12 protein-coding genes are annotated in these 12,396 nt (G+C 30.6%); 8 read left to right on the top strand and 4 right to left on the bottom strand.

The window, feature by feature from the left end; all coding sequences use genetic code 11:
- The first annotated feature begins 279 nt into the window (after nt 1-279).
- Together hisS and ACFIJ5_RS14040 are read left to right on the top strand one after the other, a co-directional pair.
- Nucleotides 280-1,587: a histidine--tRNA ligase gene (hisS, locus tag ACFIJ5_RS14045; RefSeq protein WP_379808083.1), complete on the top strand. Its 1,308-nt coding sequence runs from the start codon at nt 280-282 to the stop codon at nt 1,585-1,587.
- A gap of 118 nt (nt 1,588-1,705) precedes the next feature.
- Nucleotides 1,706-3,382 carry an AAA family ATPase gene (locus ACFIJ5_RS14040; RefSeq protein ID WP_379808081.1) on the top strand — a complete coding sequence of 559 codons (1,677 nt, stop codon included), beginning with the start codon at nt 1,706-1,708 and terminating at the stop codon, nt 3,380-3,382.
- Nucleotides 3,383-3,419: 37 nt separating this feature from the next.
- On the opposite strand, the gene ACFIJ5_RS14035 is transcribed toward ACFIJ5_RS14040, so the two are convergent.
- The gene (locus ACFIJ5_RS14035; RefSeq protein WP_379808079.1) at nt 3,420-3,881 is read right to left on the bottom strand and encodes a GreA/GreB family elongation factor; all 462 of its coding nucleotides are present in this window, start codon (nt 3,879-3,881) and stop codon (nt 3,420-3,422) included.
- A gap of 199 nt (nt 3,882-4,080) precedes the next feature.
- Nucleotides 4,081-5,097, bottom strand: a complete 1,017-nt coding sequence (locus ACFIJ5_RS14030; protein WP_379808077.1) for a sigma-54 interaction domain-containing protein — start codon at nt 5,095-5,097, stop codon at nt 4,081-4,083.
- Nucleotides 5,098-5,351: 254 nt separating this feature from the next.
- On the opposite strand from ACFIJ5_RS14030, the gene ACFIJ5_RS14025 reads away from it, so the two are divergent.
- Both ACFIJ5_RS14025 and ACFIJ5_RS14020 read left to right on the top strand, forming a co-directional pair.
- Entirely contained in the window at nt 5,352-5,861 is a 510-nt protein-coding gene (locus ACFIJ5_RS14025; protein ID WP_379808075.1) for an EamA family transporter, read from the top strand.
- 44 nt (nt 5,862-5,905) lie between these two features.
- Nucleotides 5,906-8,314, top strand: a complete 2,409-nt coding sequence (locus tag ACFIJ5_RS14020; RefSeq protein ID WP_379808073.1) for a heterodisulfide reductase-related iron-sulfur binding cluster — start codon at nt 5,906-5,908, stop codon at nt 8,312-8,314.
- A gap of 86 nt (nt 8,315-8,400) precedes the next feature.
- Here ACFIJ5_RS14020 and ACFIJ5_RS14015 read toward each other — a convergent pair whose 3' ends face one another.
- Complete coding sequence (locus ACFIJ5_RS14015; RefSeq protein WP_379808071.1) at nt 8,401-8,955, bottom strand: GNAT family N-acetyltransferase; 555 nt, start codon at nt 8,953-8,955, stop codon at nt 8,401-8,403.
- A 675-nt stretch (nt 8,956-9,630) separates the two neighbouring features.
- Nucleotides 9,631-9,732 carry a putative holin-like toxin gene (locus tag ACFIJ5_RS14010; protein WP_234124072.1) on the bottom strand — a complete coding sequence of 34 codons (102 nt, stop codon included), beginning with the start codon at nt 9,730-9,732 and terminating at the stop codon, nt 9,631-9,633.
- A 133-nt stretch (nt 9,733-9,865) separates the two neighbouring features.
- Between ACFIJ5_RS14010 and ACFIJ5_RS14005 the strand changes: the two genes are divergently transcribed.
- The 4 genes from ACFIJ5_RS14005 to ACFIJ5_RS13990 all read left to right on the top strand — a co-directional run bounded on the left by ACFIJ5_RS14005 (nt 9,866) and on the right by ACFIJ5_RS13990 (nt 12,360).
- Nucleotides 9,866-10,312: a DUF3795 domain-containing protein gene (locus ACFIJ5_RS14005; RefSeq protein WP_379808069.1), complete on the top strand. Its 447-nt coding sequence runs from the start codon at nt 9,866-9,868 to the stop codon at nt 10,310-10,312.
- A 179-nt stretch (nt 10,313-10,491) separates the two neighbouring features.
- Entirely contained in the window at nt 10,492-10,701 is a 210-nt protein-coding gene (locus ACFIJ5_RS14000) for a helix-turn-helix domain-containing protein (protein WP_379808067.1), read from the top strand.
- Nucleotides 10,698-11,384, top strand: a complete 687-nt coding sequence (locus ACFIJ5_RS13995; protein WP_379808065.1) for a response regulator transcription factor — start codon at nt 10,698-10,700, stop codon at nt 11,382-11,384. The genes ACFIJ5_RS14000 and ACFIJ5_RS13995 overlap by 4 nt, the downstream gene beginning before the upstream one ends.
- The gene (locus ACFIJ5_RS13990; protein ID WP_379808063.1) at nt 11,371-12,360 is read left to right on the top strand and encodes a sensor histidine kinase; all 990 of its coding nucleotides are present in this window, start codon (nt 11,371-11,373) and stop codon (nt 12,358-12,360) included. The genes ACFIJ5_RS13995 and ACFIJ5_RS13990 overlap by 14 nt, the downstream gene beginning before the upstream one ends.
- Nucleotides 12,361-12,396: the final 36 nt, after the last annotated feature.

Raw genomic sequence — 12,396 nt, 5'->3', positions numbered from 1 at the left:
CGTTGAAGTAGGCTTGTATCTCTAAGTGATGATAATAAATTAAGTGTAATCATAATTTATTGAACCATGTGGGATATTTGCCTGCATGGTTTTTATTTTTATGTAAAATGTTTCTTATTTAGCAATTAAACTTTTGCAGCAATATAGCATTTCCCTCAGTGACTGTTTTCATTTGTGGAAGTCTAAATAAAAATTAGATAGTGTAAAGTAAGCTGTGAAAAAATATAGGCAAAACTAGTGTAAGTAAAATAATGCTAAAAGTTAAAGGAGAGAGTGGATATGAAGAAAAATATAATTAAACCAAGTATATTAGCAGGATTTATGGAGTTATTACCAGGTGAACAGAAAAAATTCAACGATATAGTAAATAAAATATTAGATGTTTATGAGAAAAACGGATGTTTAGCCATTGATACACCAATAATTGAGAAGTCTAAGGTCTTGCTTGCTAAGAGTGGTGGAGAGACAGAAAAGCAAGTGTATAGTTTCAAAAAAGGTAAAAATGATTTGGCATTAAGATTTGACTTAACAGTACCATTTGCAAGGTATGTAGCTCAATACTATAATGAATTAACTTTTCCTTTTAAGAGGTATCAATTAGGAAAAGTATATAGAGGTGAAAGAAATCAAAAGGGAAGATATAGAGAGTTTTATCAATGTGATGTAGATGTTATAGGAAGAGACAAACTAAGTATAAATAATGATGCTTGGGTTATAAGTTTAGCATCAAAAGCATTCAAAGCAATAGGGTTAACAAATTATAAATTCCAAATTAGCAATAGAAAAATATTAAAGGGCATATTAAAGGAATTTGAAATAGATAATACTACTGAAGTAATGATACTAATTGATAAGTATGATAAAATTGGAAAAATAAATTTTGTTAATGAATTAAAAGGATTAATAGGTAGTGAGAAAAGTGAGTATCTAAATAAAATTTTTGAGATTAAAGGAACAAATGAAGAAAAAATAGAAGAACTTTTAAAGCTTAATATTAAAAATAGTTTTTTTATTGAAGGTATGGAAGAATTAAAGAAGGTTAAATCAACTCTAGAAATTTTAGGTGTAAAAGATAGCGAATATGACATCAATCTAAAGATTATAAGAGGGTTAGATTATTACACAGGAACTGTTTTTGAAACTTTATTAATGGGAAATGAAGAATATGGTTCTATATGTTCAGGTGGTAGATATGATAATTTGGCAGAAAAATATACAGAAAATATATTACCAGGCGTTGGAATTTCTATAGGCATGACAAGATTATTTTTTGTTTTAAAAGAAATAGGATTTATTGATAAGTATAATGTAAAAAGCAAATTTGATTATTTGATAATACCAATAGGAAATACTATGGAATATTGTGGAAAAGTAATGGCGTATTTACAAGAAAAAGGTTATGGAGCAACAATATATTTTGAAGATGATTCTTTGAAGAAAAAAATGAAATATGCCAATAAGCTAGGTATAGAAAATGTAATACTAATTGGAGAAGATGAAGTATTGAAAGATAAAGTTCGAATAAAAAATATGAAATTAGGTAGTGAAATTGAAATAAATTATACAGAGTTATGCAAAGAAAAATAAATTAGGATATAATATAAATAAGTTATGTTTTTGTAAAAGACAGTGTTGTTTACATGGAAATAGAATATGTAATATAAATAAATTATGTTTAAGTTATATTGAGAAGGGAAGTGTTATTTTGGAATTTAAAGCCTTACCAATTGGTATAGATAATTTTGAAAAATTAATAACAAGAGATTATTATTATATAGATAAAACCTTATTAATAAAAGATTTATTAGATAATAAAGCGGATGTGAATTTATTTACAAGACCAAGAAGATTTGGAAAGACTTTAAATATGAGTATGCTTCAATATTATTTTGAAAAAACTGATAAAGACAATTCCTACCTTTTTGAAAATTTGAACATAATGAAATCAGGAGAAAAATATACATCTCATATGGGACAATACCCTGTAATTAATTTATCTCTAAAATCTGCAAAACAGCCTAATTTTGAGTTAGCATTTAAATGTATAAAAGATGAAATAGTTGATGAATTTAGAAGACATGAATATATTTTAAAAAGTGATGAATTAAATAAGGAAAGAGATGAATATGAAAAAATAACTAGAAAAGAAGGAGGAGAAGAACTTTACGTAACTTCACTAAAGTTTTTATCTAAATGTCTAGAAAAATACCATAAGAAAAAGACAATAATACTTATTGATGAATATGATGTACCCCTTGAGAATTCTTTCTTTGAAGGTTTTTATGATAGAATGATAGCATTTATAAGATCACTTTTTGAATCAGTATTAAAAACTAACTCTTCACTAGAGTTTGGAGTTATAACAGGGTGTCTTCGTATTTCAAAGGAAAGTATTTTTACTGGGCTAAATAATTTAGAAATAATATCAATTTTAAATAAATCTTATGATGAATATTTTGGATTTACTCAAAAAGATGTAAATAAAATGCTTGAAGATTATAATTTAAGTGACAAAGAAGATTTAATAAAAGAATGGTATAATGGGTATATTTTCGGAGATGCTGAGGTTTATAATCCTTGGAGTGCTGTACGATTTGTAAAAGATTTGACGATAGATAAAAAGGTTTTCCCTTCATCCTACTGGGCAAACACAAGCTCAAACAGTATAGTTAGGAGTCTGATTGAAAAAGCAGACAGTGTTACTAAAAGAGAAATTGAACTATTAATTGAAGGAAAAACCATTGAAAAGCCAGTGCATGAAGATATAACTTATGATGAAATATACAATAGCATGGATAATCTATGGAATTTTATGTTTTTCACAGGATATTTTAAAAAAGTAACTGAAAGAATGGATATTGAGGATAATCATTTTATAACATTAAAAATTCCAAATAAAGAGGTTAAATATATTTTCAGAACTAAAATTCTAAAGTGGTTTCATGATAAAGTTAAAGTAAAAGATTTATCTAAAATGTACGAAGCAATATTTAATAAAGATACTAAAACCTTTCAAGAAGAATTAAGTAATATGCTTCAGCAAACAATAAGTTTTAATGATGCTTATGAAAATTTTTATCATGGTTTTACACTTGGAGTTTTAGGCAATATGCATGATAAAATTGTGAAATCAAACAGGGAAGCTGGGAATGGAAGAAGTGATATTTTCATAAAATCATTGTCAATATTTAAACCAGCAATAATACTAGAGCTTAAAGTATGTGACAATCCTAAAGATATATTAAAAAAATGTGATGAAGCACTACAGCAAATAGAGAAAAATAAATATGATGCAGACCTTAAAGAAGAAGGATATGAAAATATTATTAAGTACGGAATAGCATTCTATAGAAAAGATTGTATTATAAAAGTTTTAGAATAAGTAAGGAAAGCTTAGTGCGCTAACACTAAGCTTTTCTTTATAGTATCTCCAATATTTCTACTGAATATTTTCCTGCTGGAGCATTAACTTCAACAATATCTCCAACTTTTTTGCCAGATAATGCTTTCCCTAAATCTGATTCTATACTTATGCGCATATTTTCAGGATCTAAATCCATAGTAGTTACTAATGTTACAACATCTTCGAAGTCATCATCTATGAATTTAATTTTAGCTTTACTGTTAATGCCTAAAGCTGATTTATCTATATCATCATCTACTATAGTAGCTGTTGAAATCATGTTCATTAAATACTGAATTCTATTATCATTTTCTCTATAGTTGGCACAAGCCTCTTTATACTCTGCATTCTCAGACCTATCACCATAGGCAGCAGCCACTAATTTTTCTTTTGCTATTTCAGCTTTTTTAGTAGTCATTCTAAATTCTAATTCTTCTTTTAATTTTCTAAGATTTTCCTTAGTTAATGTATTGTTCATGATAAATTAAACCTCCCCAGATATTTTATGATAATATTATACAACATTTTATTATTTTTATCTCATAAAATTGTGAAGAAACTCACACTTTAAACTTTTAGGTTAAGTGGGAGTTTTTCTACGATTGAATGGGTATTTTAGGTAGTAATTATTCAGAAAAAACACCGAAGTTCATATTTGTTAAATGTTATAGAGTATGTTAAAGATTATATCTATTAATTTTGTTATAGAGAGCAGTTCGACTTATACCTAAACAGTTAGCAGTTTTGGTCATATTTCCTTTACATATATGTATAGCCTTTTTTATAGCTTCTTGTTCTAAAGTAAGCAGTGGAATAATATTATTATCTTCAGTATCAGAAACATTTAATTCACAAGAAGTAGTATCACTATTTTCAGGTATTGGATTTCCTAAATTGTCTCTAGTCATACAATGACATTCATCAAAATTAATTTCATAGGTTGTTACACCATTTAAATTAACTATATTTTCAACACAATTTTCTAGTTCTCTAATGTTACCAGGCCAACAATATGATAACATTTTTTTATATAATTTTTGAGAGATATGTGGAATAGGTTTATGTAATTTTTTACTTTTCATATTTAAAAAATAGTCTATTAATACAGGAACATCTCCTATTCTATCTTTTAAAGGTGGAAGTTTTAGAGGTATTACATTTAATCTATAAAATAAGTCACTTCTAAAAGTTCCTTTTTTTATTTCCTCTTTTAAATTTTTATTAGTAGCAGCTATAATTCGAACATTGATTGGTATAGGATTTTTTCCACCCACTCTGATTATACAACCTTCTTGTAAAACTCTAAGAAGTGTTACCTGCATTTCTAAAGGCATTTCTCCAATTTCATCTAAAAATAGTGTTCCACCATCTGCAAGTTCAAACTTTCCTGCACGACCACCTTTTTTAGCACCTGTAAAGGTACCACCCTCATAACCGAAAAGTTCACTCTCAATAAGATTTTTAGGAATAGCACCACAATTTAGGGCGATAAAAGGTCCAGTTTTTCTTGAACTTTCATTATGGATAGCTTGTGCAAGTAATTCTTTACCACAACCACTTTCGCCAGTTATAAGTACAGTAGAAGGACTATCAGCTATTTGTTTACTTCCCTCTATTATTTTATTTAATTGGGGACTTATTCCTATTATATCTTCAAATCTATAAGTTGCTTCTGAACTGGAATATTTATTCACTGTATTTAAGATAGATTTAATATCTTTTAATAAAATTATAATTCCAATGGCTGTATTATTTTCTTTTAAGGTATAAATATCACAATTAAATCTGTAGTTAGGTTTGTTGATTAATATATTTTCTTCAGTAAAATTACTATCTTTTTTTACTTTATCAAGTATACAAATAATTTCAGGAAGAATTGAAGTTATATTGATATTTTCAAAAGAGTCATTCTCAATATGTAAAAGTTTTTTAGCACTGTTATTTATATATGTTAGGATTTAATCCATCAGGTAATGTACCAGAAACTTTTTCAAAGGGAATAATGTTTGCTTTAATAGCAGTTTTAGGATGGGCTTCAGAAGGAGTTATTATAGGTTTTGCAATGAAACGTATTAAAGATGAGGACCATATTGAAGCAGCACCACAACAATTTTTATGTTTAAGATATTTTATATCAATGGTTTCTTATGCAGTAATAGTGTTACCAATGATAAAAGGTTATGGTATTGCGTCAGAAGTTATAAGTACAGGATTAGTATTTAAATATGGAGCTATAGCTATATTAGGAGCTATAACTTATCTTTCTTGGTATAAAGCTGTTGACTTAATTGGAGCAGCCATGGGAACTGCATTAAATAGTACAGCTTCCTTAGGGGCTATTATATTTAGTGCTTTAATATTTGGGAATAAAATTTCTTCAACATTAGCTATTTGGGGAATTGTAATAGTTCTAGGAGTATTTATATTTGCAGTTGATCCAAAGAGTTTAAAAAAATAAGTCAATAGAACTTTTAGTGTATATATAAGAAGGAGGAAGTATTTATGTTAAGTCAAGAAATCATAGATAGTATGAAAAATATTGTGGAAAACTGTATGGGGGATTCGGAACCCGCTTGTGCTGCTACCTGTCCTATGCATACAAATGTTAAAGAATATGTTAGATTAATAAAAGAAGATAAAGGTGAAGAGGCTATTAAAGTTATTAGGGAAAAATTGTTTATTCCAGGAACTTTAGGTAGAATATGTGCTCACCCTTGTGAAGGAAAATGTAAGTGGAATGAAGCAAAAAGTCCAATGGCTATAGCAGCTTTAAAGAGATATGCAGCAGATAATTTTGATAAAGTAGAAAATTGGGATTTACAAACTAAAGAATCTAATGGTAAAAAGGTTGCGGTAATAGGGGCAGGACCTTCAGGACTACAAGCAGCTTTAGATTTAAGAAAAGAAGGCTGTAGAGTAACTGTATTTGAAAAACTGCCTGTTCGAGGTGGAATGATGGCTGTAGGAATACCAGAATACAGATTACCAAGAAATGTACTAGAAAATGAAATAAGTTATTTAGATAAATTAGGTGTTGAATTTAATCTTAACTGTGAAATTGGTCGTGATATAGAATTTGATAAAATAGTTAATAGCTTTGATGCAGTAGTAGTTGCAGTAGGTAAGCATGAAGGAAGAGTTGATAGAAGCTTAGAAAATTATGATGCTGAAGGTGTATATAGTGCTGCAGCATATTTAAAAGAAGCAGCTTTAACTAGAAATATTGAAAAAGCAGGGAAAAAAGTATTAGTAGTTGGCGGCGGAGATGTTGCCATGGATTGCTGTAGAGTTTCAAAGGTTCAGTTAAAGAAATGCTTATCAATGTTCGATGAGGAAGGAAGATTTGCACCAAAATTTGATGAAAATGAAGTTATGGAATTTGAAGTAGATACTATAATATTTGCTATTGGACAAGGTGTACAAGGGGCTTTTGCAAAAGATGTTTTAGCACAAAGACGAAATACAACTTTTGAGTGTAATAAATTAACTCTTCAATCAATTTCAAATGAAAAAGTATTTTTAGCAGGGGATGCTTCAGGAGAATCAGTTATAGTTATACAAGCTATGGCTACTGGAAGAAGAGCTGCAGAATCTGTTGTAAGATTTTTAAAAGGTGAGTCATTAGAAGAAGGAAGAACTATAGAAGATACTTGGAGTTATAATACTAAGTTGGATATGAAGGTAGATTGGGAAAGTGTACAAGGTTCAAGAGTAGATATGAAAGAACTAGATCCAAAAGAAAGAATTAAAAGCTTTGAGGAAGTTAGTTTAGGTTATACTAAAGAGGAAGCTATGAAAGAAGCAGATAGATGTCGTCAATGTGAATGCAGATTATGTATGAAAGAATGTATGATGTTAAAGGAATATACAGATTGTCCTAAAAATTTATTTAAGGAATATCTAGAAAAAGGTTATGAAAGTATGGATAAGATGATACCTTATTCTTGTAATCAATGCAGCCAATGTACAATTAAGTGTCCGAATGATTTTGATATAAAATCAATTTTTAAGGCTATTAAAGAGGAACTTGCAGAGAAAAATGGTGGATTGGTTCCATTAGAATCTCTTAAAGTTAGTGACGAAATTCAAGAAAAAGAATGTAGTGAAGAATATTCAACTGCTGTAGAGGCAAAAAATAAAAAAACTAAGTATGTTTTTGCTCCAGGTTGTACAGTCCCAGCTTATAACCCAGAATTAGTAGAAAAAACGTTACAGCACTTAAAAGAGACTTTAGGAGAGGAAAATGTAGGGGCAGTTCTTCAATGTTGTGGTAAAGTAACTTCAATGATTGGAGAAGATAAGAAATTTAAGGAAAGAAATAAAAAAATAATGGATATTATAGATGAAATGGGTGCAGAAGTTATTATAACAATATGTCCGTCTTGCTATAAAGTTTTTAGTGCTACAGCTAAAAATCAAAAGGTTATAGCTTATTGGGATTTAATGAAGGATAAAATAGGTATTCCAGAATCCTCAAATGGTATTGGTAAAAATTCAGATGTTATTTTTAACATACATGATTCATGTGTTACTAGGGATGTAACATCACATCATGAAAGTGTAAGATGGATATTAGATGAATTGGGATATAAATATGAAGAAATGAATAATAATAGAGAAAATACTAGATGCTGTGGTGTTGGTGGGATGGTTTGCAGCTCTAACCCATCACTTTATGAAAAGATATATACAAGAAGAGCAAATGATTGTACTCAAGACAATGTAGTAACTTATTGTGGTTCTTGTAGAGCTACTATGGAAGCTGCTGGTAAAGATGCTATACATATTCTAGATCTTATATTTGAAAAAACATACACAAAAGATAAGGCAGAGTCTAGAGGATATAAATCACAAGAAGAAATGTGGCAAAATAGATTAGAAACAAAAAGAAGATTTAATAAATATAAATAAAATATATTAAAAATAGTAAGTGTGTCTATACTAAAGATAAAATCCATGACAGTGATGTCGTGGGTTTTATCTATGATGTCCATCGATTAATTAGTCCATTCACATTTTAGCTTTGAATAAATAAGTTGATCATACTTATTTTCATTAATCCAATAATGTTCTCTCAATCTTCCATCCAGTTTAAAATTAAATTTTTCTAAAAGTTTTATTGAAGGAATATTATTTGAAGATGTAGTTGCATATATTTTATTTAAATTTAGCTTATCATCTTTAAATGATTTTTTAATAAATTGTGTCAACATAATACTACCTAATCCTTGTGATCTATTATTATCAGGGAAATAATATCCAAATTCAGCACTATGATTTCTGGAATTCAAATCAAATAATGTTATTTTTCCTAAAGGGATATTGGGATTTTTTTTATTAACTAATACATAGATTTTTTGCTTTCCTTCAGAAATTGATTTTAATGTTTTACAAGAATATTTTTCAAATGATTGTGACATTCTTAAAGGACGACAAGAATATTGTTCGAAATGCTTTTCTTCAATATTCCAATTGTATAATGTCTCAATATGTTGCTTGGTTAATAAGAGCAGTTGATACTCTTCATTCACAGATCTTAATATATTATTCATAACATATCTCCACTTCATGTTTAGTATATTCAACTTTTACAGATTTAAAATAGACGCTGCGGGAAATGATATCGTGCTTAGAAACCTTTCACTTCAGTAACAAGTTCTAAGCTTTACTCATATTGAAAAAAGATTTTTTAATTAATATTCCGTAGGAATCAGTAATTAAAAAATAACTTTTTTCAAATGTTTCTTATGCAATATATCATTTCCCTTCGCTAAGCAGTATTTTTTTACTGCGAAAGTTGAATTAATAATATACTAAATTATATGCAAATAAAGAAAGGTATTCAACCCAATATTACCTTGATACAAGAAAATTATAGCAAGTGGTGTTTCGGACAAAACTTGTAAAATAGCTTTGATCTATAATCAGGTTGTGATGAGATTGAATCAATGTTTGACTTGGTGAGGAAGTATGGTGGTAAGGATAGGTGATATTATGGGTGAAATTGTATTTGTTAACTAATAATGCTATAAGTTTAGGAAGAATAAAATTGAAAAATGATGTTTATTTCTCACAAAAATTTGATATAATATAAATAAAAAATGAAGACAATAAAAATAGGGTGCTGAGAACACCCTATAGTATACAATTCTAGTTGCTTAGGCAACTGGTATCACTATAATTTAATATGTTAAAAAATAGTAGCTAGCCATTTGCGTACGGGGCTACTATTTTTTTGACATTTTATCAATAAGTAACACTATAAATGTTAGTAGTGCTAGTAAAAATAATCCTGCCTGAAATAGTAACATTAAAGTATTGTTACTCATATGTATCACTTCCCTTCAAAAGAATGGTATGAAGAAGTTATTAAAATTTTCACATAAAACGTGACTTTCCTCTTTTTATTGCATCTATATAAGTGAAAGCAAATATTTTGTGTTATTAAGAAGAGGAATTGTTATGAATAATTATGAAAAAGCTGTAAAAGAATTAGCGCCTTGTGGAAATGATTGTTCGAGGTGTGCTAATTATGAAGGTAGTAAGATTGTACTATTAAGTAAGGAGCTTAATGAAAATTTAGAGAACTTTGAGAATATGGTTGAAAAAATAAAAGAGTTTATGCCTATATTTAATCATTATGAAGAATTTTTAGATATCTTAAGGCATTTTTCAAATGGTAATTGTCCTGGATGTCGTTTTACTGATAAGTCTGAGTGTCAATGCAGTATAAATAAGTGTCATAAAAAAGAAAAAGTAAACTTTTGCTTTGAGTGTTCTAAATACCCTTGTAAACCAACAATGTATAATGAGTCTCTTACTAAGATATGGAGAGAAAATAATGATACTATGAAAAAAAGTGGTATTGATGATTTCTATATTGCTCTGAAAGAAAAATCAAGATATTAAGTTATATGTGTAAAATTTTAAAAACACATAAATGAGGTTTGTAGCTTTAACCATTGATTTAGATTGGTTAGAGCTATTTTTATAAGTGAAAATACCGTATCATAGGGAATGGCTTTAAGTTGAATTTTTGTTCTATACCTCAGCTTGTATATTTCCGTCAAAAGAAATACAATAGAGCTATGGAGGTGTTACACGTGGATTATATAACGACAAAAGAAGCAGCGAAGAATTGGGGAATCACAGACAGAATGGTAGTGTACCATTGCTCTAATGGACGGATTAAAGAAGCTAAAAAAATGGGAAATACATGGCTTGTTCCGGTTGACGCTAAAAAACCGGTTGACGGACGATATAGGCGCAATAAAGTAAAAAGTGGTGAAAATAAATGAAACGGATATTTTTAGTTGAGGACGATAAGGCAATCGCTAAAAACCTTATACTTTTGCTCCGCTCGGAAGGATTTACGGTCACCCACGCCCCTACGCGAAGTGACGCTCTTGCCGCCCTTGGCGGAAATAAGTTTGATTTGGCGTTGATTGATATTTCTTTGCCTGACGGAAATGGCTTTACGGTTTGTACGGAAATCAAAGAAGTGCAAGATATTCCCGTTATCTTTCTAACAGCTTACGACGATGAGGGGAGTGTTGTTACTGGGCTGAACATGGGCGCAGACGACTATATTACCAAGCCTTTTCGTCCCCGTGAATTAATTGCGCGAATTAGAACAGCCCTGCGAAAAAGCGGGCGTTCCGGGTCGGGTTTTGAAATTGCTGGGCTTCATGTGGATACGACAAGCGGTGTTGTGAAAAAAAACGGAAGCGAGATTTTCCTTTCAGCATTAGAATACCGCTTGCTTTTAGTGTTTATTAATAACCCCAAAAATATTATCACAAGGGGCAAGCTACTTGAAGAATTATGGGACGCTGCAGGTGAGTTTGTCAATGACAATACACTAACCGTGTACATCAAACGCTTGCGAAAGAAGATAGAAAAAGACCCGGCAAGACCACAAATTATTTTAACTGTTCGTGGGACAGGGTATAGATTGGGGGATGAGTATGCTTCGAAATAGGGAGTTTCGACAGTTTGCCATTTTGTTCTCCTTAATGGCCACAGCCGCTATAATACTGGGATTTTCAATAAATAAGGCGGCGGGAATTCTTGCCATTGCTTTTGCCACCGCCTTTGGCATAGCGTTTTTCCTGTTTACCAAAGCCCGATACAAAAGCATTGCGCAGATTTCAAATCAAATTGATCTTGTACTTCATAATGCTGACCATCTACATATTGGTGAATCGGAGGAGGGGGAGCTTTCCATTCTGTATAGCGAGATAACAAAAATGATGCTGCGTATTCGGGAGCAAAACGATGCCCTTAAAAAAGAAAAGGAGCATCTTGCCGATTCGCTGGCTGACATAGCCCACCAACTTCGAACCCCGCTCACATCAGTGAACTTGATTCTGTCATTGTTAGCAAATAATCCTGATGAAAATGAGCGTAAAAATTTACTAAGGGAAACGGAGGAATTGCTTGTACGGATGGATTGGCTGATTACTTCCCTTTTGAAATTATCCCGTTTGGACGCGGGCATTGTGGCTTTTAAAAGAGAACAAATCGATGTGAACCACTTGATAAATGCTGCACTTCACCCGCTTCTGATTCCAATGGAACTGCACAATATTACTTTACAAATGGACGTGCCAAAAGGGATAAAGATTTTGGGAGATTTAGGCTGGCTTTCGGAAGCAATTCAAAATGTCATCAAAAATTGTATGGAAATCGCAGGAGATAATGGAAAACTTGATATTGTTTGTGAGGACAACCCCCTGTTTACCCAGATTACCATTCACGACAGCGGCCCAGGCTTTAAAAAAGAAGATTTACACTGCCTGTTCCACAGGTTCTATCGTGGGAAAAACTCACAGGCCACAGGATACGGAATTGGATTGTCCCTTTGCCACATGATTATAACAAGGCAGGGAGGGACGATTACTGCCAAAAATCACCTGCAGGGCGGCGCCATATTTTCCATTCGTTTCCCAAAGTGACAAATCTCTCACCTGAAAGTCACCGAAACGTAAGGT

The sequence above is a fragment of the Haloimpatiens myeolchijeotgali genome, from assembly GCF_042688525.2.
Classification (GTDB): Bacteria; Bacillota; Clostridia; order Clostridiales; family Clostridiaceae; genus Haloimpatiens.
This window is presented reverse-complemented; position numbering and strand designations above follow the sequence as displayed.

Bases quoted from the DNA above. Each gene is read 5' to 3' on its own strand.
- hisS (WP_379808083.1), top strand. From the start codon at position 280: ATGAAGAAAAATATAATTAAACCAAGTATATTAGCAGGATTTATGGAG.
- ACFIJ5_RS14035 (WP_379808079.1), bottom strand. From the start codon at position 3,881: ATGAACAATACATTAACTAAGGAAAATCTTAGAAAATTAAAAGAAGAA.
- ACFIJ5_RS13995 (WP_379808065.1), top strand. From the start codon at position 10,698: ATGAAACGGATATTTTTAGTTGAGGACGATAAGGCAATCGCTAAAAAC.
- ACFIJ5_RS14025 (WP_379808075.1), top strand. From the start codon at position 5,352: ATGTTAGGATTTAATCCATCAGGTAATGTACCAGAAACTTTTTCAAAG.
- ACFIJ5_RS14015 (WP_379808071.1), bottom strand. From the start codon at position 8,955: ATGAATAATATATTAAGATCTGTGAATGAAGAGTATCAACTGCTCTTA.
- ACFIJ5_RS14020 (WP_379808073.1), top strand. From the start codon at position 5,906: ATGTTAAGTCAAGAAATCATAGATAGTATGAAAAATATTGTGGAAAAC.
- ACFIJ5_RS14010 (WP_234124072.1), bottom strand. From the start codon at position 9,732: ATGAGTAACAATACTTTAATGTTACTATTTCAGGCAGGATTATTTTTA.
- ACFIJ5_RS14005 (WP_379808069.1), top strand. From the start codon at position 9,866: ATGAATAATTATGAAAAAGCTGTAAAAGAATTAGCGCCTTGTGGAAAT.
- ACFIJ5_RS13990 (WP_379808063.1), top strand. From the start codon at position 11,371: ATGCTTCGAAATAGGGAGTTTCGACAGTTTGCCATTTTGTTCTCCTTA.
- ACFIJ5_RS14000 (WP_379808067.1), top strand. From the start codon at position 10,492: ATGGAGGTGTTACACGTGGATTATATAACGACAAAAGAAGCAGCGAAG.